This window comes from Peredibacter starrii, assembly GCF_034259205.1.
Taxonomy (GTDB): Bacteria; Bdellovibrionota; Bacteriovoracia; order Bacteriovoracales; family Bacteriovoracaceae; genus Peredibacter; species Peredibacter starrii.
On record NZ_CP139487.1, the window covers coordinates 1,190,902 to 1,214,988 of the forward strand.

The following is a 24,087-nucleotide window of genomic DNA, read 5'->3' on the forward strand; positions in this document are numbered from 1 at the left end:
TTCTTATTTCATTTAAAAAATGGCATCAAACCAAGGCTTCTTCGCTCTTTCATCACAATCAGAGATCCAAAGATGTTTTACTTCAAGGTATGCTTTCATACCTTCTTCACCCATCTCGCGACCAATTCCAGATTGCTTGTAACCACCGAACGGCATTCCTGGATTCAAAAGATGATATTCGTTGATCCAAACCATTCCGGTTTCAAGTTGTTTCGCCACATTGATCGCGCGTTGTTGGTTCTTAGACCAAACTGCACCCGCAAGACCGTACACCGATTGGTTTGCTAGTTTTACCGCCTCAGTTTCGTTCTTCACTGGTGTGATAGCAAGAACCGGCCCGAAGATCTCTTCGTTGAAGATCGTGTGATCAGGGGTAACTTCAAAAAGCGTTGGTTGGATGTAATAACCTTTAGAGAAATCTCCATCAGTCATTCGCGAACCACCAGCAAGAAGTTTTGCTCCTTCTTTCTTGGAAGTCTCAATATATCCCATTATGGTATCAAGTTGCTTCTTGTTCACTACAGGGCCATAAGCAGTCGCTGGATCAGTTGGAAGACCAACTTTTACGTCTTTAATTCGTTTAACGAGTGCTTCTTTAAATTCTGGATAGATTTTCTCTTCAACGAAGAGACGAGTACCTGAGTCACAGGCCTGGCCTGCGTGATAAAGGAAAGCGTAAAGAGCACCGTCGACAGCAATTGAAAGGTCAGCATCATCCAGTACGATATTGGCCGATTTTCCACCCAGCTCGAGTGATAGATTCTGAATTCTTTCACCAGCATTCTGCATGATCTTGCGACCAACTGCAGTTGAACCCGTGAAAGCAACTTTCTTCACTTTCTTATTCGCGAGAAGATATTCACCCTCTGAAGCGCCACCAGTGATGATGTTCACTACACCTTTAGGGAGACCAGCATCGTTTAGAATCTCGGCCAGAATAGAAGCTGTAACTGGAGTGTCTTCTGCTGTTTTAAGAACCGAGGTACTTCCAGAAGCAATCACAGGACCAATCTTCCATGCGGCCATCACAAGTGGGAAGTTCCATGGAATGATTTGAGCGCAAACACCCACTGGTTCATACACACGATAATTGTGAGAGAAGCCAGCGCGAGAAGCGTTCTCATCTTTCACTTCAAATTGAAACTTACGAAGCTGACCAGCAAGCACTTTGAAATATGAGGCCGCATTGGCCACGTCTGCTTTGGCCTTACGAAGTGAAGAGCCAGAATCTGCAACTTCAAGCTCCACAAGTTCGTTTCTTCTTTCTTTTAATTTCTCAGAGATCTTTTCAAGAATTTCAGCGCGCTTATTTTGATCCATGCCACGCCATTCTAGTGAATAAAAAGCATTCTCGGCCGCGTCTACTGCTTGATCTATGTCTTTATGCGAGGGAAGGTAAACCTTCGCCACAGTTTCACCATTAGCTGGGTTAAGAGAGGTAAATGACTTCTCAGAAGTTCTGAAGTCACCATTAATGAATAGTTTAATTTCTTTCATATATTTGTCAGCTTAATAGTAATAATCGAATTCGGCTGGCCTTCTTCACCCTTGGCATAGATCTCACGTTCAGTACCCGGCTTAATTTCTTCCTCTTCACCTTTGGTCACAAGAGTAAGTTTTGTGCCTTTCTTTTCAGAGGCAGAGTAAACGAGAGTACTCATGCCGTTCTTTAGAGGAACAAGTTTTAAGTTCAGGATGAACGTCCCCATCGGGAAAGAGTAGTCTTTGTTGTGATCAAACTTCTGATTAAATTTCCAGGTCTCACCATCAACTGCGAATGTGCCTTCCGCTTTCCAACAAGCAAAGGCCGAAAGGCTTACGAACAGGGTAAAAAGAATAATAAAAGTTTTTAGCATCTTTCCACCGATACTGCGATTCCTTGACCAACACCGATACACATAGAGGCCAGACCCTTCTTAAGCGATGGATCGTTTTTCATCTGGTAAAGCATAGTCGTTAGAATTCGAGTTCCAGAAGCTCCGAGTGGGTGACCAATAGCAATCGAGCCACCATTACGGTTAATCTTAGACATATCAAGTTCAAGTTCCTTGATACACCCAAGGGCCTGAACTGCGAAGGCTTCATTCAATTCAAAAATATCAAAGTCAGAAAGCTTGTGATTGAAACGAGTACAAAGTTTCTTAATAGCACCAACTGGACCCAGACCCATAACGTTCGGGTGAAGACCGTGAACCGCACCACCAGTGATTTTTGCGATTGGCTGAATGTTGTGACGTTTTAGAAACTCTTCTGAACAAATGACCACCATTGAAGCACCATCGTTAATCGATGAGCTGTTACCCGCAGTCACTGTACCGTCTTTTTTAAAAGCAGGACGAAGTTTAGCGAGTTTCTCAAGAGATGTATCAGCACGAGGACCTTCATCATTTTCAACCACGAATGAGCCTTTCTTACTTTCCACAGTGATTGCAAGAATCTCTTCTTTAAATTTTCCTTCCGCTTGTGCCTTCACCGCTTTCTGGTGAGAAGCTAGAGCGAACTTATCCTGATCTTCGCGTGAGATATTATGAAGCTTTTGAACTTCTTCAGCAGTTTCACCCATTCCTAGAAGAGGGAACATCTGGGCCATCTTAGGATTTTCAAAGCGCCAGCCGATCGCTGTGTCCCACATCTTCTGACCGCGATCAAAAGGAGAAGTTGCTTTCGACATCACGTAAGGAGCACGTGACATACTTTCGCCACCGCCTGCGATGAAACAATCACCAAAACCAGCTTGAATACGAGCGTGAGCGTCCATCACAGCATCAAGCGAAGAACCACAAAGACGGTTAATCGTTGTGCCCGGAACATCAAGTGGATAACCAGCAAGAATCAAACTCATGCGAGCAAGGTTTCGGTTATCTTCACCGGCCTGGTTAGCACAACCAATGATTGTGTCTGAAATTTCTTTCAGATCATGTTTTGCAACTTTTGCGTAGTCTTTAAAAAGCTCCGCAAGAAGATCATCAATGCGAACAGAAGAGAGTACTCCGCCGAATGAACCAATAGCAGTTCTCTTGGCGTGGATAATGTAAGATGTAGTCATAAATGTGTCCTTAATCGTAGAGCCGTTATGCTAGCAATAAATGGATGAATTGAGAAAAGAAAGGCACTGATTGTTGTGCTGCGTAGTCTGGTTTACGTCACTTGTCATAAGAAGTTAGTTAATCCGACAGTTTCACCTTGGCTTCATTCAGGCCCTGTCATAAAACATTTATCCCTGTTTCCCTCACATTAGGATGACTATGAAATTGATTTTGATGTCTCTTTTGATGTTTTGGAGCTCTGTTCACGCTTATGAGGCCCAAGTAAGAAAGGGCGAACTTTCTCCTACACTGGAATCGATGCTAGTGAAGGCGAATGTAGAGACTGGCATGAACTTTTCTCCGTCCCATTTCCTTTTAATTGAAGAAAGAAATCTCGCGACCAGTAGATACCAATTCTATGTCCAGATGAATTCTGAAGTGCCAGTTGCCCGTACTGCCGTTCGTATCTGGAGTGATCTTAAGACCAACGAACTTATTCTGGCAGAGATGCATTTGGATGAGGCAACTCTTTCAAATGGCGCTCAACTAAAGGCGAAGTTTAATAAAGCAAGATTTTCTCCTTCGGCCTTGAAATCGCCTAAGCTTAATCGTCACATCAAGAAGCTTGTGGCAGAAAAAGTTTCGAATAATCACATCGACAACAAAATCATTAGTCTTAAATTTAAAGATCAGTGGGTGAACGGTGATCTAAGACGTGAGGTTGAAGTAAGAGGTCTGCGTGGACTTCACTTCGTGGCCGTTTCTCTTCTTAAAAACGAAATTGTTGAATACGGCTACCGCGAATTCGCTCAGAGTGAAATGGTTTCGCTTAAGGCCCACGTCTATCCTATTTACGAAGAAGTTGAAGCAACTGGTGAGCGTCTGAATTATGAGGAGCGCGAACTAAAATACATCAGCTCAGAAATCCCTGACGGCGGTGATGAGCCCCTAAGTGGTCTAGGCGAGACAAATTTCACAAGTGATCTCCATAGCCCGCTTCTGGCGGAAACATCTTATGGTCAAATGAAGGGTCTGTGGTCTGAGAATTCAGTACGTAAAAAAGTAGAAGACCTGGTTTCGTTGATGCCTAAAAAAGAAAACAGCTTCAACAATGGTGTACTTCTTCAAGGTAAGTATGCGACTGTGAATCTTCACCCCGCTGTGAAAGAAACTTTCAAAGATCTTGGTGGCGTTTCTTTAAGGCCAACTGTTTATCACATGATGACTTGGATGGACGGAGAGGAGAGCTTTGAGAGTAAGGCCTTAAGTGGTCTTTCAGGAAAACTCATCACTTCTCAGGAAGAGTTGCTCTCTAGAACTCCGGTTCGTCTTTATAACCACGATGTCCGTACTTACATTGAATCAGGGGTAGATGAAGTTCAAGTTTACTACGGTGTTACGGTTCTTATGGATTCGCTCGTTGGCATGGGATTCAACGATGCTGAACTTTCAGAGAAGCCTTTTCATGCTTTCTTATACGATCCAGATATCAGCATGAAGGACAATGCTTACTATTACGATAATACGATTAACTTCACGACTTATTCTCCAGGGTCTCCAAATTACGCTCGTGATAATCCAACTATCTGGCATGAACTTGGTCACGCCATCATGGAACGTTTGATGGGAACTCACCTGGGTTTTGCTGATTCTAAAGGCGGCTACGGTGGATTGTCTGAAGGTATGGCGGATTTCATCGCGCAAATCGTAGTTGAAGAGCAAACGAAAGGAGCATCATTTACTGGGAAAGAAACTTTCCGAATCATCAATGAGACAGGTTTTGCTCTTACCAATGAGTTTCACGATGAAGGTGAGGCATATGGTGGAGTCATGAACGACATGCTCATGACGGTTATTAGAAGTGAAGGTGAAGCAGGTCTTCGCTCTTTTGCTAACCTCACGATCGAGGCCATGCGCCTAACTCGTAATCATCCAAAACTTTCAGCAGCGAGCTGGTTTGAGCATATGCTCATCGCTGATGAACTTCAGGGCGGAAAGTATAAAGACGTGATTGTGAATGCTCTTCGAGTTCGTAACTTCTCATTTGAAAGAGAATTTAGACCGGCAACGATGAAGATCACTTTTCATGATGTTGAATTAACTTCTGATTCACAAGGAAGCCGTGAGCGTCCAGTTATGGCCTGTGGCACTCAAGGTGAAGTCGCCTTCAACTTGAAGATGGAGCTGACTTCAGGTGATTCTGAATTCATTAAGTTTCCGGCGCTGGTTAAAGTTGAATATAAGAAAGGTGCTCTTCAAGGTGCAATTAATTGGGTAGGGGAAGAGTCAAATCCTCAGAGCTATACTGTGCATTCAGAGGATGACATCCTGGATATTCCTATTAAGGCCAATCCGGTTTGTGACTATATTAACTCACCGGACGGTTCATGTAAGGACTATGCTTATATTCAGGTCTTCAACTCAGGCCTACATAAGCCAATCGCCAAGAAGCGCTTCTATTTAAGATTAAATCACAAGGCATGTGCTCAATAGCTGTAAGGGCCCCTATAGGGGCCCTTTTCTTTTGAACGCCTTTCTCATCACTTAACGCATCTAAAAGAGAAAACATTGCTTACTATTTTGAATTAAATGCCCAAGTTAAAATTATGGCATGAAAATCAAAAACCTACTCCTCTCGAGTCTATTCCTATTACCTTGTCTTTCTTTTGCAGCTGAGCCGATCACGGCCGATGAGCATCAGAAACTCATGAAAGGAGAGAGCCTCCAAGTTGTGACCTGGGAAGAAGGATATGTGTGGCCCAAGGTTTTCATGCGAGTGGTTTTGAACAATAGGCCACAAGAGAACATGGAAGTCTTTATGGACTTTGATTCTCACAAGACGTTCGTCCCAGATATGCTCGAATCTAAAGTTGTAAAAAAAGTATCTCCCGAGAATATGCACGTCATGATGTCGATGGCGATGCCTTGGCCAGTGAAGAAAAGCACTCACACCACGAACAACGTTCTTGTTCGTGAAGCTGATGGAAGTCTAACTTTAAAGTGGAGTCTCGTGAGTGCTGAGTTTCTTAAGGCCACAGACGGTTACGTTACCTTCAAACCCTATCAGGGCAAGACCTTGATGGAGTATATGACCTTCATCGTTCCAAATTCATCTTTTGCAGGCATGTTTAAGAATCAGGTCGCTGGGGATGTGAAGAAGACAGTGGAAAAGATCGCTGAGCATCTTAATAAAACGACAGAAGGGCGCCGAGCTCCAGCTTCTGTCGTGAATGGTCCGGATGGTAAAAATAAGCTTTAATTAGAAACGGTGGATATATCTTTTATCGCCGGTCTTTTTGAATAACTCATCCAGAAGAGTCTTCACGTAGAGCTCTCTTCCTTCGGCCCATTCGAAGGGACCTTTTGGATAATTCACACCAAACTTCATCGCGCGATCAATATCTTCTTTGGTCGCGACACCATCAGCTAAAGCAAAGTGCGCTTCATTGATGATCTGAACAATCGTTCTTGGAAAAACGAAACCACAAGAAACGATGGTCGTTTCAACCGGTGTGAAACCAAGTTCTTTAAACTTTTCAATCACACCTGGTTCTTTGTGCAGAAAATGGATTTCCATCTTCTTAGCATCATCCGCAAAAAGGGCAGCAAAAGATCCTTTTAATTGTGGATACTCATCATAGAACTCTTGCGGATCATAACAAGTCAGATCCATGTAAACATGCTTCTCAGGATTTGCTTTAAGCACATTGATCTTTTCTTCTTTCGTGCCAAATCCAAAATTAATCAGAATGTTATCAAATGATACGTTAGTCATATTTATAAAACCCACGCTTAGATTTTCTTCCAAAGCGCTTTTCATCAACCATTTGTTTTTGAAGTTTATGAGGAGCAAAGCGCGGCTCTTTATCGTAGGCTTCCCACACTGAGCAAGTCACAGAGTAGTTCACGTCGATTCCGATAAGATCCATAAGTTCAAATGGTCCCATCTTAAAACCACCCACTTCTTTTAGGATGGCATCAACTTCTTTCTCTTTAGCTTCGTTTTCAGTATCAACAATACGTAGTGGCTCACCATAGAAGTTACGGGCCACACGGTTCACGATAAACCCCGGCGAATCTTTACAGAAAGCGGGCTTCTTATCTTTTGAATCAAACCAGGCATAAAGATCACGACAGAGTTTCTCTGATGAGTCTTTGCCTTTAATCACTTCCACCAGCTTCATAATCGTCGCAGGATTAAAGAAGTGAAGTCCTAGGAACTTGTCCTTTCGCTCTACGGCCTCGGCCATAAGATGAATAGGGAAGCTCGAGGTGTTACTTGCAAGAATTGTATGAGGCCCAAAATACGCGTCTAGCTTCTTAAAAAGCTCGCGCTTGATCTCAAGGTTCTCAATGATCGCTTCAACCACAAGGTCAGCGTCTTTTGCCACCTGATCGATCATCTTTATTGAGATAAGAGTTTTGAGTTCGGCCGCGTTTGAAAGTTTTCCTTTTTCCGCCAGCTTGTCCCATGAAGTATGAATGTCTTTAAGTGCTTTTTCGAGTTGGGCCTGAGAGTTATCGACGAGTTCTACCGAGCAGAGTTGCTGTGTGAACCACTGGGCGATGCCGGAACCCATGGTTCCGGCGCCAATGACTACAATTTTTTGTAATTTCATGATTAAGAAAGAGTGTATTCTAGAGGCTGTTCAGATTCAATGTACTCAGGAACTACTAGGCCCCATTCAGCACATTTCTCTTCGATTTCTTTTACGAAAGCAGCACGAACGTCAGCGTTCGAACGGTTTTTAAGACCAAGCTTTTGATAAATATCGTTAGCTCCACCAGTTGATTTACCGAACGTGTTCATCACACGTGGCCACCACAGGTTAAGACGCTCTTGAAGGAACGCTTTCTTCTCTGGATCTTGCGCCATAAGCTTCACAGTTTTATCACCGTGAGCAAGGTGCATGTGCTCTTCCTTACAGATTGTGCCGATAGCATTTTTCCAAGGAAGGTAAGAAGAGTTAAGTGTATCTTCCAATACGTGACCAGCAGCGCGGTCCATAAGGAAGTTGAAAAGACAGAAGTCTTCCCAGTAAGTGATGTTGTAGTAGAAGATGTTTACACGCTTATCTTTCTTAGCACGAGAGAAACCGATGTTTGCCAGGTCTTCTGGGATTCTCCAGTCGAACTCGTGAGCAAGCATGTGCTCGTGAGTTTTCTCGCCAAGATCATTCAGGATGTTATAGATCACGTGAGCGTGTCTCATTTCATCTTTAACGATTTGAGCAACTAGTACGCGCTCGTGAGCGTTTGGAGCTTTCGCGATCCAAGGCATATAACCAAGACCACCAGCATATTCAGAATCCGCCTGCATCCATAAAAGGTTCATGAGATTCTTACGGTAGATCTCTGGCATTTCTGATGTTGAGTCGAATGTACGACCGTTTTTAATTTCTTCGAATAACTTTAAATCCTCAGCAGTGTATGCGCGCATGGATTTCTCCTTATCTATCTTATTGACCTTTAAATTGCGGTTTACGTTTTTCCAGGAAAGCAGCTACGCCTTCCTTATAGTCCTGCGAGAAGCCCAGCATACGCTGAACATACTTCTCACGGTTTAATACATCTCCAAGTTCCTTTTCATTAGCATATTGGAGGTTCTTCTTCACCATTTTCACGGAAAGTGGGGCAAGATTATTGATTTCCGTGGCCAATTTTACAGCATCCTGAAGGGGATTTTCCGCTATGCTATTGATAAAATTATACTCGAGCATCGCCTCTGAGAGAAGTGGCTTGCCTAACAGCGCGAATTCTAAGGCCCGGGTTATACCCATCTGTCTAACCAGCATAAAGCTCATTCCGGCGTCCGGTGCCAGGCCAATCTGACTAAAGCCTGAAATGAAGCGCACTCCAGGGGCAGCAATTTTCATGTCGCAGGCCAGGGCCACCGACAATCCCGCTCCGGCACATACGCCCTGAATCGCACCAATCACCAATTTATCCGACGTACGGATCGCTTCAATGAGAGGATTCCACTCAGTTTCAATTGTGTGACCGATATCCACCGGGCCTTTGCTGGCGTCAACAGTGCGATCGTTCAAATCTTGTCCTGAACAGAAGGCCTTACCTTCGGCGGTCAAAATAATTGAACGAACAGTGGTGTCTTTATTCGCTTCTTTAATGCCCGAGATGATATCGAGTTTTCCCTGAACATTGAGAGCGTTGTAAACTTGCGGACGATTGATTGTGATAATCGCAGTTCCGTTATTTACTTCGTATTTAATCGTTTCAAATGTTTTCATAGTGTGATGTGACCAAAATTTATTGTTTGAGTTACGTCTTGAACATGATCCATGTCGTAGAATCTAAGATTTTTCAAAACACCTTTAATACAAGTGTGAAGATTAGGATCTTTAAAATCAGTCTTTAAAATCTCACTCTTCGCTACTTTCCCGTCCAGGATGTCGAACTTCACTTGAATCTTGCCTTTCTCATCCACCTCGCGCCCTTGATAAGAGTCGCTCTCGTGAAAACATTGGCGATAAAGAAAGTCTTTCCCATGAAAAGTCTCAGTGATCTTGTCCTTCGGTTTTGAAGGAGCAGTAGCACAGGCAGCGAGTAGGAGGAGAAGACTAATTCCCTTCATACTTCGGTTCTCTTTTTTCCATGAATGCTTTCATTCCTTCTTTCTGATCTTTCGAAGCGAAAGTCAGGTAGAAGTTTCTGCGTTCAAATTCCATTCCGTCTTTAAGCGGAGTTTCGAACGCCATATTCACGGCCTCTTTAGCAAGCTTCACGGCAACTGGAGCACGATTTGCGATCACTTTCGCGATCTCAAATGTCTCCTGCATAAGTGTTTCTGCAGGAACAACTTTTGCCACAAGACCTGATCTCTCGGCTTCGTAAGCATCCATCATCTCACCCGTAAGGACGGCGAGCATGGCCTTTGATTTTCCAATCGCTCTCGTCAAACGTTGAGTCCCACCAGCTCCAGGAATAGTTCCGATTTTAATTTCAGGCTGACCAAAACGGGCCGAATCGCCTGCGATGATAAAATCACAAGACATAGCAAGTTCACTTCCGGCACCAAGAGCAAAACCATTTACGGCCGCAATGATTGGTTTCGAAATAAGTGACATTTGTTTCCAAGTTCTGATTCGCGTGTCGTTAATTTGATCAATCGGAGAGGCCTCGGCCAATTGAGCGATATCAGCTCCGGCCGCAAAAGCACGATCACCACCAGTGATCATGATGACCCGTACGTCTTTGTCGTCTTCTAAAAGAAAAAGCGCTTCCACTAACTCTTTTAAAAGGTCAGTTGAAATAGCGTTTAAAACTTTCGGACGATTAAGCTGAATAAGTGCTACGTGGGCGTGATTCTGATAATTTTTAGTGAGCAGGATATTTTCGAACGACTTCACTTACGTTTAACCCCTTGCGCAATTGTTATAAAATTCTGTGGTAGAACGATAACGATTGTTCAAGGGGGATGTCAAAAATTAACCGAATCTTCCTTCAATATAAGCAGCTGTTTTTGCTTCTTTTGGCGTGTTGAAAAGAGCTTCTGTTTGACCCATCTCAACAAGCTCACCCATGTACATGAAAATTGTTTCATCAGACACGCGTTTCGCCTGACTCATAGAGTGAGTCACGATGATGATAGAATAGTCCTTCTTAAGGTCTTTAATCAGGGTCTCAATCGCTTCAATACCCGCTGGATCCAGGGCCGAACAAGGCTCATCCAGAAGAAGAAGTTTTGGCTTAAGTGGAAGAAGGCGAGCGATACAAAGACGCTGCTGCTTCTCTAAACTTAAAGTCAAGGCCGAACGGTTTAGTTGATCTTTAAGATCGTCCCAAAGCCCCACACGTTTAAGTGAAGACTCAACCATATCGTCTAGTTCAGAGGCCTTGATTTTTTTAATATGAGTGCGAGCACCAAAAATCACATTTTCATAAATTGAAAGTGGAAGAGGATTTGGTTTCTGGAAAACCATCCCGACTTGTTTACGAAGCTCTGGTAGGGCAACTGTCGGGTGATAAATATCTTGGCCAAAAACCTGAATTGAACCTTCGTGTGAAACTACATTCCCACGTTCGTTAATTCGGTTTAAGCACTTTAAGAATGTACTCTTACCACAACCAGACGGGCCAATCAGCGCCGTGATTTTGAAAGCAGAGATATTGAACGTTAAACTTCTCAGGGCCTGGAAATCTCCATACCAAAAACTGAATTCATTAGTGTTTACTACATGGTTTCTCATAAATTACCCGAATAGACCTTCGATATAGTCTTGCGTTCTAGAATCCTTCACCTTGCCATTGAAAAGATTTTCATTGGTATCTAGATCAAGAATTTTCCCGTGAAGCATCATTGCCGTTCTGTCACCAAGGCGTCTGGCCTGGCTAATAACATTTGTTACCATCACGATGGTCATTTGTTTTTTCAGTTCTTGAAGAACTGCTTCAATTTTCATGGTCGTCACTGGATCGATCGCAATCGAGAACTCATCCAGGCACAGAACTTCTGGGTGGTGAGAAAGCGCGCGGGCAATTGTGAGACGCTGCTGCTGTCCACCTGAAAGTTTCGTTGCGAGACCATCAAGACGGTCTTTCACTTCGTCCCAAAGGGCCGCCTTTCTAAGACAGTCTTCCATAATGTAATCAAGCTCGGCCTGATCTTTACAACCGGCCATACGAGGAGCGTAGGTCACGTTATCTTTAATCGACATTGGTAGACCCACTGGAAGTGGAGACACCATTCCGATACGACGGCGTAGGAAAGTTGAATCTTCGTCTTGATAGATGTTTTCGTTATCAAGAAGGATTTCACCTTTTACATTGGCGTGTGGATTAAACTCCACCATGCGGTTTAAACAACGAAGAAGGGAGCTTTTCCCAGAGTTCGCTGGACCAATGATTGCCAGAACTTCGTTCTGATAGATATCAAGGTTAAGATCGCTGATTACGTCCTGTTGTCCGTAATTAACTGTAAGGCCTTTGATCTGAATTTTCTTAATCATAAAATTACCACTTCCTTCTGGTACGGAAGTAATAACGAAGAACTACCGCAATTGAGTTAACAGAAAGAATTAAAAGAATAAGGACAAGGGCCGTTGCGAACGGATAAGCATCCGGAACTCCCACCACCTGAGTTGAGATCGTGAATAGGTGCATGGAAAGCGCCATACACTGATCAAATACAGTCTGAGGCAGGAACGGAAGGTAGAACGCCACACCTGTAAAAAGGATCGCTGCTGTCTCACCTGCAGAACGACCTACCGCAAACACAAGTCCAGTAAGGATACCAGGAATAGAATTTGGAAGAACGATATGACGGATCGTCTGAAGCTTACTCGCTCCCACGTTCCAAGAGGCCTCACGGTACGACTGAGGAACCGCTTTAAGGGACTCAAGAGTGGACGTGATAATTACCGGAAGGTTCATCACTGCAAGAGTGAATGAAGCAGCAAGAATACTTGTTCCCATCTTTAGGAAAAGAACGAAAGCACCAAGACCAAAAAGGGCATGAACGATACTTGGAACACCTGCAAGGTTTAGGATCGCAAGACGAATCATACGAGTCACTTTATTGTCTGGAGCGTATTCAGAGAGATAAATCGCCGCCACGACGCCAAGGGGACAAGACACCAGAACACTGATCATCACTAGCCAGAACGTACCAACAATCGTCGGGAAAATTCCTCCGGCAGTCATACCATCGATAGGATCCATTGTTATAAAGTCCCACGAAAGGGCAGGGTAACCTTTCATGAACAACCAGAAAATAATGATAAGGGCCGGCAAGAAAAGGAAGAAGGTCACAGTGCTTAGAATGCTCTTAAACTTCTTCTCGCGGATCTCTTTATTAATGAGGTGAACACTTGGTCTGAACATATTATTTCCTCTTCCCGCGAATTAGGTAATCAGCAGATAGGTTCACGATAAGAGATAGGATGAATAGAACTAAACCGATCGCGAACAGGGCCTGATAGTGCTCTCCACCTTTTGGAGATTCACCCAACTCAGCTGCAATTGTTGCAGTCAGAGTTCTACCTGGTTCAAAAATACTTTCAGGAATTTGAATGGCGTGACCAGTTGCCATGAGTACGGCCATGGTTTCGCCCAGAGCACGACCAACACCAAGAAGGGCCGCGGCCATAAGACCATTTTTAGCGGCCGGGAGAAGAACGCGAGTTGCAACTTCCCATTTTGTAGCACCGAGAGCTTCAGCAGCTTCACGATATGTTTCAGGTACCGCACGAAGGGCATCTTCACCTACAGATACAATAAGAGGAAGAGACATCAGGGCAAGAATCACTGAAGCGTTCAGGATGTTAAGACCAACCGGAACGTTAAAGATTTTGATAATGGCCGGGTTGATCATCATAATGGCGATGAAACCCCAAACCACTGATGGAATTGCTGCAAGGAACTCAATCAAGATTTTATAAACTTCTCTCACTTTTGGAGAGCAGAATTCAGAAATATAAAAAGCACACGCCAGACCAAGAGGAACGGCAATTAGCATGGAAAGGACTGTTACCATTACAGTACCAACCAATAGAGCAAGAATACCGTAGCTGATTTTAACCACAGAGGCCGGGTTCCAGTTCTCAGAGAAGAAAAACTCTTTGAAATCGAAAGCACCCACCAGGAATGGATAAGATTCTTTTAAAATAAAGAAAAGGATCGCAAGAATAAGAACGATAGAGCTCAGACCTGCTACTTTAATAAAACCTTCAATAAGTCTTTCGCTGAGAGGCTTTTTGCCTTTCTTCTGTCGCCATTCCATGGTGAGCTCGGCCGATTTAGTGATCTTCATTTCCATATCTACCTTTTCGGAGCAGGAACATATCCTGCCTTAATTGTAATCGCGTGAGCTCTCTCGGTTTGAGTCCACTCTAAGTAGGCCTTAACTTCTTCCGAAGGAGTGCCTGATGTATACATGTATAGTTCACGAGAAATGGGATAAGATTTGTCTGTGGCGGTTTGAACGGTAGGTTGGATGCAGTCGGCTTCTGGCGTCTTTTTAATACAGATCGCCTTCACGTGGGGATTTAGGTAGCCCATCCCTGAGTAACCAATTGCACACGGTGTTTTTTCAACCAGGTCAATTGATTCACGTGAACCACTGAGGTCCATTGATCCAAGTTTTAAATCTCTTTTCTTTCCCAGAATTGCCTCACGGAAATACTGATATGTTCCTGAGTTTGATTGGCGCGATACACGAATGATCTTGTTGTCTTTACAACCCGGTACCTGAATTCCACGGATATCGTGCCAATATAGACAGTGTCCGCCTTCGCCGTAAATACAGGCCACTTCTTCAAGGGTCATACCTTCGATTGGATTTGAAGGATGGATAAAAACCGCAAGGGCGTCCATACCAACGATAAACTCATTAACGTCTTTACCAGTATTTTTCTTGGCCTCTTCACGCTCTTCATCTTTGATTGCTCGAGAAGAGTTGGCGATATCTACAGTTCCATTGATTAAGGCCGCGATTCCTGTACCGGAACCTCCACCTGAAACTGCTAGAGCAACATTGGGATTAACTTTTTTGTATTCTTCGGCCCAGGCCTGGGCAAGGTTAACGAGAGTATCGGAACCTTTGTTTTGAATAATGTGAACGTTTGATTGTTTGGTACAACCAATCATAAGGAAAAGAATCAGAAAAATTCCGCGCATAGACCGTCCTAAATTTTTGAGGCGTTATCATAGCGGAAAGGATCTACTTTTTTTAGCTTTTCAGAATTCTTAACATAGTCTTAACTCTGGGAATTTTCTTTACTTGTATGCAGTGAAACATTACCTTTAATCTCTTATGGTTAGCACTGAATTAATCTTCCTTTGTTTGGCCGCTTTTGGGGCCGGTTTTGTAGATTCTATAGTGGGTGGCGGGGGAATGATCCAGTTGCCGGCCCTTCTATCGATTCTTCCTCAGTATCCTGTGGTGACCTTATTAGGGACAAATAAACTCGTTTCAGTGACAGGAACTGCGGTTTCGACCTACCGTTTTTCCCGACAAATTCCTTACATCAAAACCATCATCGTTCCTGCGATCTTGAGTGCTTTCATCTTTTCCTTTTTTGGGGCCTGGGTAGTTTCGATTGTAAGTAGCGCCATTCTTCGTCCGCTATTTATGGTTTTATTGTTGGTGGTATTTATATTTACCATTCGTAATAAATCTTTTGGGACTGTTGATCATGATCCAAATGTTGTGATTCCGGCCTGGAAGCCCCTCCTGATTGGCTCAGTGATGGGATTTTACGATGGCTTTTTTGGGCCCGGAACGGGAACTTTTCTCATCATCGCTTTTGTTGGGATGCTCGGGATGACGTTCGTGCAAGGTTCGGCCTATGCCAAAATCATTAACCTTACCACCAATGTTGCGGCCATTTTACTTTTCACCATGAAGGGTAAATTTCTTTTTTCTTACGCGATTCCCATGATGCTTTTTAACGTGGGTGGGGCAATGCTCGGTGTGAAATTTGCGCTCTTAAAAGGTAATACTTTTGTGCGCGGTCTCCTTCGTGGCGTGGTGCTCATGACCATTCTGAAACTTGGCTACGATATCTTTAAAGATTTCGCTCTGTCCTGACTTCGTGCTGTTTGAGTAACTCTCTTTGATGTGAAATTTTTTATCGTTGTAGATACCAAAACCAAGGAGTGTTTTGTGTTTAAAATGATATTGGTTTTCAGTCTCCTCACAGGCCAGGCCTTTGCGCGAGAAGGTATCGGAGCTCCTCTTTCGAGAAAAAAATCTACCATTGAAAATGCTCCAAAACAGGTGGTGGATTTCTACGAAAAAAATATTCAACAAATGAAGGCCAGCGGTCTTGAAAAAAAGGCCTTGAAGTTAGGGGATAAAGCCCCAGAAGTTGAAGTCACCATTGGTGGCGAAACGATGCCACTTAGTTATGTCTACGGAGCTCGCCCTCTCATCTTAAAGTTTTATCGTGGTGGTTGGTGTAGTTATTGTTTAACAGAACTAAAAGACCTACAAGAAGTGAATGATAACGTGGAAAAAGCAGGTGCCCAGATCCTCGCCATCACTCCTGATACAGATGAAATGATTCAAAAGACCCGCGAAACAAATAAGCTGACTGGTTTTGACATAGTGAGTGATAAAGGTCACGGAATTGCTTCAAAATTTGGTCTTGTTTATGACGTCGACTCAAACGTTGCGGATCAGCTAAAAAAGCAAGGGATTGATCTGGCCGCATATCAAGGCGATGATAAAGCAGATCTTTCAATCCCCGCAACTTATGTGATTAATACCAAAGGCGAAGTGATCTTCTCATATGTGGATGCTGATTATCGAAATCGCGCCACTAAAGACGAACTTTTCAGCGCCATCAGAAGTCTAAAAAAGAAGTAATTACTTTCGAGATTTTTTCTTAGTTCCACTCTGGTTAAGGGAGAAACAATCTTCCTTAACTATTGGGTGGAAATAGTCGGCCTCTTCCAATAAAACCCCCGCAGTAGTCGATGGAACCGCACAGATTTCAACTCGAACACCCTCTGATTTTAAGTGACGAACGAGTTCCACATAATCAGAGTCACCAGATAGAATAATAATCGCATCGACCTTGCTTGCAAGTTGCGTGGCCTTAATACTGAGAGGAATATCAGCACTCTTATGACAAGGGCGGACGGAACCGTGGTATTTTGAATGCAGGCGTTCTGCAAGCTTTGAGGAAATGTTTTTTCCCTCTCGGAAGTAGATGAGACGATTGAGACCTCGGCCACCTAAAAGACGAGGAATGAGGACATCGAAATTGATCATCATGTTTTGATCACGATGCTCACTTTCGAGGGATCTTTCGATATTATTTCCGTCCACCAGAATGGCCACGGATTGTGAAATTAAAATTGTATCTTCCATAAATATAAGTCCTTGAATTTGCTTTGGGAGAATTTGCTCAACTGCACGAGGATAAGGTATAAACAAAGGGTTTAAATTACCCTCTGGAAACAACAATGAGCTATAAGATTCTTAATGGCAATGAATTACTAATTCAAGGCGCCCTGGAAGCAGGGTTTAATCTCTATACAGGTTATCCTGGTTCACCCCTGGCCGACTTCTTCAACATTCTCTTTGAAGAAAAAGAAGAGATGCAAAAAAAAGGCATCCGCGTTGTCATCGCAAACTCTGAAGCGAATGCTGCAGCAATGGCATCAGGTGCGAAGATGGCAGGGCAGAACGTTCTCGTCGCCATGAAGTCTATGGGACTCCATGTTGCTTCAGATGCTCTGTCGGTTGGTAACTTCGCTAATCCGGGTGGGGAAATTAAATCTGGCGTGGTGGTAGCGGTTGGTGATGACCCTTGGTCAATTTCAACTTCAACTCCGGCCGACTCTCGTTATTTATTTAAACATCTGCATATGCCTTTCCTTGAACCGTCTTCTCCTCAGGAGCTTAAAGATTGGATGGCAAAGGCGCTGGAACTTTCTCAGGAGAGTTCGGTCTATACCGGAATTCTTCTCACAACTTTTATGGCCGAAGGTGGTGGACGCGTTCACGTTCATGCAGAGAAAGAAGTTTCAAAAGATCTAGTGACTCTTGATCCTTCAAAGTTCAACTTATCTTCGAACGTGATGGTGCCACCAAACTCACTTATCGCAGACAAGGAAATGATTCTTAATCGTTTCCCGAAAGTGAAAGAGGCCCTCGCGAAATTAAACCTTGATGAAATCAGCGGCAACGAAACTTCTGAAATTGGTATCATTTCTTCTGGTGGTGTTTTCGAGACACTTAAACAAGTTTTGGAAGAATCAGGTCTGATTGAAAAGTTCGCTCTCTATAAGGCCGCCACTTCATATCCATTTAACGATAAACAACTTCTTCCATTCGTGAAGAATCGTAAAACCATCGTGGTGGTGGAAGAGAAACGTGGCTTTCTTGAAGGAGAAGTTCGCGCTTTCCTTGGTCAGCATCAGATTCAGGCGGAAGTTCATGGTAAGGAATTCAGAACGAAAGATGGCTTCGTAGAAGGCTTTCCCGCTTTCGGAGGACTTTCTTACGAGATCCTTTATCAAAAACTAAATCATCTCCAGGACATTCTTGAGTGGAACAAGAACGATGTGGATTGCGCTCTTCCGGTGAAATTAAATATTCCGGTGCCGAAGCGTCTTCCGACATTCTGCCCTGGTTGTCCTCACCGTGAAACTCTGAGCATTATGAAGGATGTTCGCGGTAGCCTAGCGGATAAAAACATTAATCTTATTTCTCACGGAGACGTGGGATGTTACTCGCTTTCATTTCTTGAACCATTTAAAGAAATGCATGACCTTTCGGCCATGGGCCAGGGTGGATCACTTGGTGCGGGTGCGGATCTCTTCACCACCAACCCATCAGTGGTTCTTATGGGAGACTCAACGTTTTTCCATTCAGGTATGACATCAATCTCGAACTCTGTTCAGATGGGTCACAACATTACTTATATTCTTCTCGATAACGACAATACAGCGATGACCGGTCACCAGGTGACTCCGCGTACAGGTGTTTCGGTGGAAGGACATGTTCGTCCACGTCAGAACATCTTAGACGTAGCTCGTTCGCTAAAAGTCGATGTTGCAATGGAAGTGAACCCATCGGATCGTTACTTCTATAAAAACCTTCTTCTAGATTTCGTTCAGAAGCCGGGTGTAAAAGTTATTGTTTCAAGTAAAGAGTGTGGTCTGACTTTCCACGGACGTAAGAAGCGCGAAGAGCGCAAAGTTTTCTCAAAAGGGGAGACTGAAAAGGTCCGTGAGTTCTATCAGATTAATACTCTTGCTTGTGAAGACTGTCGCGCATGTGTTGAGATGACGGGATGTCCTGGTCTTTCTCAAACCAATGATGCTTACGGAACCAAAGTGATGATCGATCCACAAATTTGTGTGTCGGATTCATACTGTACAAAAATCAAGGCCTGCCCAAGTTTTGAACTTGTGAAGGTAAGTGATTATCACCCGACAAAATATAAAACTCACTCAAGTGAGAAGCTTTCATTTGGAGAGTTCGCTGAGCCAACTCTTAAAAAGAACTTAAATGATATCGCTAATGGCTCTGATTACCGCACGATCGTGATTGGTGTAGGTGGTTCCGGTGTCACGACGATTTCTCGTATCATCGCTGAGGCCGCAACTACCATGGGTGGACGTGACGACCTTCAATTCAAGTTTATGGATCAGAAAGGTCTCGCTCAACGTAACGGTTCGGTGATCAGTCACTTAAGCATCTACAGTGCTAAGAAAGTTCACGGTCCAGTAGTGCCAGTCGCTTCTGCAGATCTAGTGGTTTCTCCGGATCTACTAGAAGGTGCTCGTGCCCTTGATTATCTTGGACCTCAGGGACTTCTCATCGTGGATGATGAATTCCAAGTTCCTCTTTCAATCCTTCTTGATCGTGGAATCGAGACTGATGTGACAACGGCTTTGGCCCTTCAAGAAGAACTAAAAACAAAGCTTGGTGATCGCGTGATTATGGCGCCACTTAAGCAAATGAGCTTCGAGCGCTTCCAGCGTCCGGTTTATGCTTCTGCCATGATTCTGGGGATTGCTTATCAATCAGGACGTCTGCCATTTACAATTGATGATTTAAATAAGGCCTTCGCTTCAGCTGTTCCTAAAGCAGAGTTCGCTGCCAACTGGGAAGCGTTCAATATGGGACGTGACTGGTTTAATAAACGTGGCGAGGTTCAGAAGAAGGTAGCAACAACTGATAACACTGATCTTTGGAAAAAGAGTGCTGGTATGGCAGCTTATCCATGGCAATCGAGCACAAAGTACGCTGACCTTTGGTCTTCATACACCAAGATGCTTTCTGAACGTCTTCCTGAAGTAGCAGTGACCCATATTCAGCAGTACGTTCATGACCTAATCGTTTTTGATCAAGGTAAGAATCTCGGAGAGTTCTATCAGAACGCCCTTGAGCTTAAAAAGCTCTATTCGGGTTCAGAGCTTCTTGTTGCGCTTAGAATTCTGGCAAAAACTTATTGGATTAAGGATGAGGTTTTCGTGTCTCACCTGATGATCTCTCCCGTTAAAGTCGCGGCCGATAAAGAACGTTATGAAAATCTTGGAACTTCTTTTGAAGTGGTTCATATCAACCGTCCAAGTTTCCTTGTGGCCGGCAAGAAGATTGAATTTGATTTCTCCCCTAAGGGCTGGATGCTGAAACTAATGAGACATATGCGTGTTCTTCGCATGCTTATGCCTGAGTGGCACTCAACTGAGAAAGAAATCTCTAAAAAAACCAGAACTGAAATTCTCTCTACGACACTTTCTAAGAAGCGTCTCATGGAGCTGGATAATATTAAAGGCTACCGTGAAGTGAGATACAAGTTCGCAAAGAAATTCCTCGGAAAGTAGTATGTCTAAAATAATTGATGCTGTTTCGATCGTGATGACCTGTGGTGATGAGATCTTCGCCATTCAAAGGCAGAACTATCTGGCGGCATTCCCTGGCTACTGGGCCTTCCCTGGTGGAAAAGTCGAGAAAGAAGACTCTGATTTTTGTTCAGATCAAGAACTCTGTAAGCACATTGATCTAAGACTCTTTGGGGCCGTTGTTCGAGAAGGCAAAGAAGAATTCGGGATTGATCTTCATGAAGAGATTAAGAAAGGTAATGTGCGCTCAGTGGATTACCTGGGCCTCGCTGTTACACCTGACTTTAACCCTTATCGTTTTGCCACATACTTCTTCAAAATTGATTTAAAGCAGAAATTAGACTTCGTGGTTGATCAAAATGAAGCCGTCTTCGCTGAATGGATGTCGGCCGAACAACTTCTGAAGAAGTATAATGAAGGGAAGGTGCTGGCGGTTCCTCCGGTGATTAAGGTCATTGAAACCCTAGGTAGACAACCCGACGTTAAGCACATCGAGAATTTAATCACGACCTACGATAATACGAAGTACGTGCCCTATATTGAGAATTTAAAAGGCATGAGACAGATTATGCCTTTGTCACACACACTTCCGCCTGCGACACGCACTAACGCCTTCTTAATCGGCGACGATGTGAGAATCATCGTAGACCCGTCTCCTCAAGATAATGACGAGTACGAGAAGTTTAAGAACACGGTGGCACTTTGGGGCGCTCATAAGATTCTCATTACTCACCATCATCCGGATCATTATGAACGAGCAAATCTATACGCTCGTGAAATGAACCTTCCTATGCTTATTAGCCGTGATACTCATATGAGAATCACACGCTTAAAACCTGCTTTCTTTGACGGCGTTCAAGTTGAATTCGTGAAAGAAGGCGATGTCGTGACTTCGTGGTTAGGTAATGATGTTCTGGTGATGGAAATCCCAGGTCATGACGAAGGACAAATTGCTCTGTATTCAAAGGACCTAAGTTGGTACCTGGCGGGCGATCTCTTTCAGGGTATTGGCACAGTGGTGATCGGTGGGGAAGAGGGCGATATGAGAAAATACTTCTCGACTCTTGAACGCATCATCAAGCTTTCACCGAAAGTGCTTTTCCCTTCACATGGAATTGGTCTTGGTGGAACGGCGATCTTAGAAAAGACCCTTGCTCATAGAAAACAACGTGAATCACAAATCTTAAATCTTCATCTGGAAGGTCTCACACCTGAACAGATGCTTGAGAAAATCTACGCTGATGTTAATAAGAATCTCTGGCCATACGCTTTGGAAAATATCCACAAGCATCTAACCAAACTCAAACAAGATAAAATGATTAGTTAAAAAAAAGGCCCGATTTCGGGCCTTTTTACTAGTTCAAGAATGTCTGGTGAATGTAGAGGCGAAAGATTTTGTCTTTTGTTCTACGAATGGAAAAGTTTCCGCTGTCTTTCTGTTCAAGAAGGAATTGGTAATACTCTGGACGTGTATCTGCAATTTCCAGAACTGATTTACCTTCGAATTCTCCGAAGTCGATTACGACCTTATCTTCTTCAATGATACCGGTAAGCGGACTCTGTTCCTGCGCCATTATTCCCTCCTTAGAATGCCTGGTTCAGTTTCGACCATGAAACTTTATCTATAATCTGATTTTGCAAAATGTTGTGAGACTTTGGAAAGTTAGTTTTTGTAAAATTGTTTTAAAAAAACAACGAGTGCTCTAAATTCTTGAGGGTAGTCATCGGCCATCATCTTCTTAATGAGTTCGAGTGATTGATAGAGACTCATGCTCTTACGATAGGGGCGCTCACTCGTCATGGCGACTAAGATGTCGAAGACAGACACTAACGTGCTTTCAATTCCAAAAATGATCTCAGGATCCTTCATCTTCTTCTTATCACGTTGAAGAAGGTCCTTCATTTTATCATTCAGAAAGTGATGGTGTTTGATAATAGTCAGGTAATTTTTCGAGAGAGGTACTCGTCCCTCTAAGAGATCGAAAGAAAAGTCAGCGTGATTAGCGAAGAGCTCCTGATCTCGAGTGGTCAGAGTTTTCAGATCATATTTGTCACCTGGGATCATCGAGATCCCAATGTCCTTTAAATAGCTCGCAAGGAACAGGTTCTCCACTTCTTTGTCATGAAACAAATGAATCGATTGCAGAAACGAAAGAAGAAGCACTGAAGAGAGCATTGGCTGCGACAATGTGAAGTGGAAATTTTCACGGATCAAATTTTGGTAAAAGTATGGTTGAAACTTCTTGTTCTCCAATAAGAATTTACTCAGGTTCTGCGTGCTTTGAAATTGAAGCATCAGCATTTCATCGCTGTGGGGATTCTGGTATAGACCACTCAGGTTAAGCGACAAAAGTTTCATGTCTTTTGTTCCATTTTCCAATGGGTCACCAACAGACAACGAGCGAGTCACTTTAACCAGTGCCGTTTCAAGGTTCTTTTTGATTTCTACCACGTCAGAAGGGTAGACATAGACTTCCTTATGGGAGTTCTTGATCAAGGCATTAATCTGATCCTTAGAAGGTACTGAGCCCTCATTAATCACAGGATAGAAAAAGCCATTTTTGAAGATATAAACCGGGTGCTCGAGTTTACGGGCGAGATAAAGTTCACCCACAAGAATAGGCCTAAGCTTCAACGAAAGCCTATGTTGCTCAATAAATGAATGGAAACCCTGTGTGGCAAGCATCCCTGTACCTCATTGGTATTTTAACCCAATTTTGGCACAGGGAGTGAAATAATCTATAAGCTAGCGATATGCTGTTCGAGGTAAGACACAAAAGAGTGCCCATTTGCCTCTAACATCTTAGGAAACATCGAAATCGATGTAGAACCTGGGAAAGTGTTGATCTCGTTCAGGTAGATTTTTCCGTCGTCCAGGAAGAAATCGATGCGAGAAAGATGTCTGATTTTTAGACCATGATAAAGCTTAGTAGCGTAGTCAGTAATAGTCTTCACTTGTTCAGGCGTAACGTTTTCCGCACGAATGAAAGTCTTTGATTCACTGGCCGAAGAATACTTCTCTTCATAGGTATAAAAAGTCGAAGAAGGAGTTACGATTTCACCTGGGTAAGAAATCTGGAGTTTTCCGTCATACTCATAGGCCGAAACTTCGAGCTCACGAGGACGCATACGCTTTTCAATCAGAACGAATGGTGAAAGTGCAAAAGCATCATTAAGAGCTTTGCGAGTGTCTTTTCCGGCCTCGATCATATAACATCCAACCGAAGAACCTTGGTTAGAAGCTTTAATCACGATATCGCCATGAGTTTTTTGGAACTCTTCAACTTTCTTAGCACTTTCTTCGTTGTTTTCAGAAACAAAGATGTACGGCGTATTCGCCACACCAAGCGCAGTGGCCCACATCTTGGTTGTGATTTTGTTAAAGCACATTTTCGAAGTCTCAGAGTTACAACCGAAGTAGGCGAGACCAATCATTTCAAAATATGACTGAAGGTCGCCTGTTTCACCGGGAGAACCGTGGATACAAGGAATCGCCACATCAATCAGCGTTCCAGGTGCACCATCTTGTTCGAAGGCACGAAGGTAGCGTTTACCATCCAGAAGATATCTCTTTCCTTTGGCATCTACCCACTGACCTTGTTTATCGATCTCAATTTTGATCGTATTAACGTTTGGCATCTGTGCCATACAGTCTTCGTAGTATTTCACTGAACGAAGGGAAACTTCATGTTCTGAGCTGCCTCCTCCACAAAGGAGGAGTACGTTTTTCTTTTTCAAA

24 protein-coding genes are annotated in these 24,087 nt (G+C 43.5%); 6 read left to right on the plus strand and 18 right to left on the minus strand.

Annotated elements, in window-relative coordinates:
• Positions 1-12 precede the first annotated feature (12 nt).
• The 3 genes from SOO65_RS05970 to SOO65_RS05980 are packed head-to-tail and all read right to left on the minus strand — an operon-like array spanning position 13 to position 3,046.
• Positions 13-1,497 (minus strand): aldehyde dehydrogenase family protein, encoded by a 1,485-nt coding sequence (locus SOO65_RS05970; protein ID WP_321398350.1) that lies wholly within the window; start codon positions 1,495-1,497, stop codon positions 13-15.
• Positions 1,494-1,856, minus strand: coding sequence for a hypothetical protein (locus SOO65_RS05975; protein ID WP_321398354.1), 363 nt, complete (start codon positions 1,854-1,856; stop codon positions 1,494-1,496). The genes SOO65_RS05970 and SOO65_RS05975 overlap by 4 nt, the downstream gene beginning before the upstream one ends.
• Positions 1,850-3,046, minus strand: a complete 1,197-nt coding sequence (locus SOO65_RS05980; protein ID WP_321398356.1) for a thiolase family protein — start codon at positions 3,044-3,046, stop codon at positions 1,850-1,852. The genes SOO65_RS05975 and SOO65_RS05980 overlap by 7 nt, the downstream gene beginning before the upstream one ends.
• Before the next feature lie 199 nt (positions 3,047-3,245).
• Between SOO65_RS05980 and SOO65_RS05985 the strand changes: the two genes are divergently transcribed.
• Positions 3,246-5,519 carry a gluzincin family metallopeptidase gene (locus SOO65_RS05985; RefSeq protein WP_321398358.1) on the plus strand — a complete coding sequence of 758 codons (2,274 nt, stop codon included), beginning with the start codon at positions 3,246-3,248 and terminating at the stop codon, positions 5,517-5,519.
• A 118-nt stretch (positions 5,520-5,637) separates the two neighbouring features.
• Positions 5,638-6,285, plus strand: a complete 648-nt coding sequence (locus SOO65_RS05990; protein WP_321398360.1) for an SRPBCC family protein — start codon at positions 5,638-5,640, stop codon at positions 6,283-6,285.
• On the opposite strand, the gene SOO65_RS05995 is transcribed toward SOO65_RS05990, so the two are convergent.
• The 11 genes from SOO65_RS05995 to SOO65_RS06045 all read right to left on the minus strand — a co-directional run bounded on the left by SOO65_RS05995 (position 6,286) and on the right by SOO65_RS06045 (position 14,660).
• Positions 6,286-6,816 (minus strand): 3-hydroxyacyl-CoA dehydrogenase family protein, encoded by a 531-nt coding sequence (locus SOO65_RS05995; RefSeq protein WP_321398362.1) that lies wholly within the window; start codon positions 6,814-6,816, stop codon positions 6,286-6,288.
• Complete coding sequence (locus SOO65_RS06000; protein WP_321398364.1) at positions 6,794-7,645, minus strand: 3-hydroxyacyl-CoA dehydrogenase family protein; 852 nt, start codon at positions 7,643-7,645, stop codon at positions 6,794-6,796. The genes SOO65_RS05995 and SOO65_RS06000 overlap by 23 nt, the downstream gene beginning before the upstream one ends.
• Positions 7,646-7,647: 2 nt before the next feature.
• Complete coding sequence (locus SOO65_RS06005) at positions 7,648-8,466, minus strand: Phenylacetic acid catabolic protein (RefSeq protein ID WP_321398367.1); 819 nt, start codon at positions 8,464-8,466, stop codon at positions 7,648-7,650.
• Between the two features lie 19 nt (positions 8,467-8,485).
• Positions 8,486-9,274, minus strand: coding sequence for an enoyl-CoA hydratase-related protein (locus tag SOO65_RS06010; RefSeq protein ID WP_321398369.1), 789 nt, complete (start codon positions 9,272-9,274; stop codon positions 8,486-8,488).
• Positions 9,271-9,618, minus strand: coding sequence for a hypothetical protein (locus SOO65_RS06015; RefSeq protein ID WP_321398371.1), 348 nt, complete (start codon positions 9,616-9,618; stop codon positions 9,271-9,273). The genes SOO65_RS06010 and SOO65_RS06015 overlap by 4 nt, the downstream gene beginning before the upstream one ends.
• Complete coding sequence (locus SOO65_RS06020) at positions 9,605-10,393, minus strand: enoyl-CoA hydratase-related protein (protein ID WP_321398373.1); 789 nt, start codon at positions 10,391-10,393, stop codon at positions 9,605-9,607. The genes SOO65_RS06015 and SOO65_RS06020 overlap by 14 nt, the downstream gene beginning before the upstream one ends.
• 78 nt (positions 10,394-10,471) lie before the next feature.
• Positions 10,472-11,233: a phosphate ABC transporter ATP-binding protein gene (locus SOO65_RS06025; RefSeq protein WP_321398375.1), complete on the minus strand. Its 762-nt coding sequence runs from the start codon at positions 11,231-11,233 to the stop codon at positions 10,472-10,474.
• Positions 11,234-11,236: 3 nt separating this feature from the next.
• Positions 11,237-11,992 carry a phosphate ABC transporter ATP-binding protein gene (locus SOO65_RS06030; protein ID WP_321398377.1) on the minus strand — a complete coding sequence of 252 codons (756 nt, stop codon included), beginning with the start codon at positions 11,990-11,992 and terminating at the stop codon, positions 11,237-11,239.
• 4 nt (positions 11,993-11,996) lie between these two features.
• Positions 11,997-12,866 (minus strand): phosphate ABC transporter permease PstA, encoded by an 870-nt coding sequence (gene pstA, locus SOO65_RS06035; RefSeq protein WP_321398379.1) that lies wholly within the window; start codon positions 12,864-12,866, stop codon positions 11,997-11,999.
• A 1-nt stretch (position 12,867) separates the two neighbouring features.
• Positions 12,868-13,800 (minus strand): phosphate ABC transporter permease subunit PstC, encoded by a 933-nt coding sequence (gene pstC, locus SOO65_RS06040; protein ID WP_321398381.1) that lies wholly within the window; start codon positions 13,798-13,800, stop codon positions 12,868-12,870.
• A gap of 2 nt (positions 13,801-13,802) precedes the next feature.
• Positions 13,803-14,660, minus strand: coding sequence for a PstS family phosphate ABC transporter substrate-binding protein (locus SOO65_RS06045; RefSeq protein WP_321398384.1), 858 nt, complete (start codon positions 14,658-14,660; stop codon positions 13,803-13,805).
• Positions 14,661-14,796: 136 nt separating this feature from the next.
• Here SOO65_RS06045 and SOO65_RS06050 point away from each other — a divergent pair, with 136 nt between their 5' ends.
• Both SOO65_RS06050 and SOO65_RS06055 read left to right on the plus strand, forming a co-directional pair.
• Positions 14,797-15,573: a sulfite exporter TauE/SafE family protein gene (locus SOO65_RS06050; protein WP_321398386.1), complete on the plus strand. Its 777-nt coding sequence runs from the start codon at positions 14,797-14,799 to the stop codon at positions 15,571-15,573.
• Positions 15,574-15,657: 84 nt separating this feature from the next.
• On the plus strand, positions 15,658-16,353 hold the full coding sequence (locus tag SOO65_RS06055) for a peroxiredoxin-like family protein (protein WP_321400181.1): 696 nt from the start codon (positions 15,658-15,660) through the stop codon (positions 16,351-16,353).
• Here the strand turns inward: SOO65_RS06055 and SOO65_RS06060 are convergent, their stop codons facing one another.
• Positions 16,354-16,860 carry an NYN domain-containing protein gene (locus SOO65_RS06060; RefSeq protein ID WP_321398388.1) on the minus strand — a complete coding sequence of 169 codons (507 nt, stop codon included), beginning with the start codon at positions 16,858-16,860 and terminating at the stop codon, positions 16,354-16,356.
• A 95-nt stretch (positions 16,861-16,955) separates the two neighbouring features.
• On the opposite strand from SOO65_RS06060, the gene SOO65_RS06065 reads away from it, so the two are divergent.
• Together SOO65_RS06065 and SOO65_RS06070 are read left to right on the plus strand one after the other, a co-directional pair.
• On the plus strand, positions 16,956-20,330 hold the full coding sequence (locus SOO65_RS06065; RefSeq protein WP_321398391.1) for a 2-oxoacid:acceptor oxidoreductase family protein: 3,375 nt from the start codon (positions 16,956-16,958) through the stop codon (positions 20,328-20,330).
• Between the two features lies 1 nt (position 20,331).
• Complete coding sequence (locus SOO65_RS06070; protein ID WP_321398393.1) at positions 20,332-21,675, plus strand: MBL fold metallo-hydrolase; 1,344 nt, start codon at positions 20,332-20,334, stop codon at positions 21,673-21,675.
• Positions 21,676-21,703: 28 nt separating this feature from the next.
• On the opposite strand, the gene SOO65_RS06075 is transcribed toward SOO65_RS06070, so the two are convergent.
• The 3 genes from SOO65_RS06075 to SOO65_RS06085 form a co-directional block, all read right to left on the minus strand.
• The gene (locus SOO65_RS06075) at positions 21,704-21,922 is read right to left on the minus strand and encodes a hypothetical protein (RefSeq protein ID WP_321398395.1); all 219 of its coding nucleotides are present in this window, start codon (positions 21,920-21,922) and stop codon (positions 21,704-21,706) included.
• Positions 21,923-22,011: 89 nt separating this feature from the next.
• On the minus strand, positions 22,012-23,034 hold the full coding sequence (locus SOO65_RS06080) for an HD-GYP domain-containing protein (protein WP_321398397.1): 1,023 nt from the start codon (positions 23,032-23,034) through the stop codon (positions 22,012-22,014).
• 53 nt (positions 23,035-23,087) lie between these two features.
• Entirely contained in the window at positions 23,088-24,086 is a 999-nt protein-coding gene (locus SOO65_RS06085) for a D-alanine--D-alanine ligase (RefSeq protein WP_321398399.1), read from the minus strand.
• Between the last annotated feature and the right edge of the window lies 1 nt (position 24,087).

What these genes read in the sequence shown, in the direction of transcription:
- SOO65_RS06050 (WP_321398386.1), top strand. Translation starts at nt 14,797, where the DNA reads ATGGTTAGCACTGAATTAATCTTCCTTTGTTTGGCCGCTTTTGGGGCC.
- pstC (WP_321398381.1), bottom strand. Translation starts at nt 13,800, where the DNA reads ATGGAAATGAAGATCACTAAATCGGCCGAGCTCACCATGGAATGGCGA.
- SOO65_RS06075 (WP_321398395.1), bottom strand. Translation starts at nt 21,922, where the DNA reads ATGGCGCAGGAACAGAGTCCGCTTACCGGTATCATTGAAGAAGATAAG.
- SOO65_RS06080 (WP_321398397.1), bottom strand. Translation starts at nt 23,034, where the DNA reads ATGCTTGCCACACAGGGTTTCCATTCATTTATTGAGCAACATAGGCTT.
- SOO65_RS05985 (WP_321398358.1), top strand. Translation starts at nt 3,246, where the DNA reads ATGAAATTGATTTTGATGTCTCTTTTGATGTTTTGGAGCTCTGTTCAC.
- SOO65_RS06045 (WP_321398384.1), bottom strand. Translation starts at nt 14,660, where the DNA reads ATGCGCGGAATTTTTCTGATTCTTTTCCTTATGATTGGTTGTACCAAA.
- SOO65_RS05970 (WP_321398350.1), bottom strand. Translation starts at nt 1,497, where the DNA reads ATGAAAGAAATTAAACTATTCATTAATGGTGACTTCAGAACTTCTGAG.
- SOO65_RS06010 (WP_321398369.1), bottom strand. Translation starts at nt 9,274, where the DNA reads ATGAAAACATTTGAAACGATTAAATACGAAGTAAATAACGGAACTGCG.
- SOO65_RS05990 (WP_321398360.1), top strand. Translation starts at nt 5,638, where the DNA reads ATGAAAATCAAAAACCTACTCCTCTCGAGTCTATTCCTATTACCTTGT.
- SOO65_RS06065 (WP_321398391.1), top strand. Translation starts at nt 16,956, where the DNA reads ATGAGCTATAAGATTCTTAATGGCAATGAATTACTAATTCAAGGCGCC.
- SOO65_RS06055 (WP_321400181.1), top strand. Translation starts at nt 15,658, where the DNA reads ATGATATTGGTTTTCAGTCTCCTCACAGGCCAGGCCTTTGCGCGAGAA.
- SOO65_RS06005 (WP_321398367.1), bottom strand. Translation starts at nt 8,466, where the DNA reads ATGCGCGCATACACTGCTGAGGATTTAAAGTTATTCGAAGAAATTAAA.
- SOO65_RS06070 (WP_321398393.1), top strand. Translation starts at nt 20,332, where the DNA reads ATGTCTAAAATAATTGATGCTGTTTCGATCGTGATGACCTGTGGTGAT.
- pstA (WP_321398379.1), bottom strand. Translation starts at nt 12,866, where the DNA reads ATGTTCAGACCAAGTGTTCACCTCATTAATAAAGAGATCCGCGAGAAG.
- SOO65_RS06000 (WP_321398364.1), bottom strand. Translation starts at nt 7,645, where the DNA reads ATGAAATTACAAAAAATTGTAGTCATTGGCGCCGGAACCATGGGTTCC.
- SOO65_RS06060 (WP_321398388.1), bottom strand. Translation starts at nt 16,860, where the DNA reads ATGGAAGATACAATTTTAATTTCACAATCCGTGGCCATTCTGGTGGAC.
- SOO65_RS06030 (WP_321398377.1), bottom strand. Translation starts at nt 11,992, where the DNA reads ATGATTAAGAAAATTCAGATCAAAGGCCTTACAGTTAATTACGGACAA.
- SOO65_RS06015 (WP_321398371.1), bottom strand. Translation starts at nt 9,618, where the DNA reads ATGAAGGGAATTAGTCTTCTCCTCCTACTCGCTGCCTGTGCTACTGCT.
- SOO65_RS06025 (WP_321398375.1), bottom strand. Translation starts at nt 11,233, where the DNA reads ATGAGAAACCATGTAGTAAACACTAATGAATTCAGTTTTTGGTATGGA.
- SOO65_RS05980 (WP_321398356.1), bottom strand. Translation starts at nt 3,046, where the DNA reads ATGACTACATCTTACATTATCCACGCCAAGAGAACTGCTATTGGTTCA.
- SOO65_RS05975 (WP_321398354.1), bottom strand. Translation starts at nt 1,856, where the DNA reads ATGCTAAAAACTTTTATTATTCTTTTTACCCTGTTCGTAAGCCTTTCG.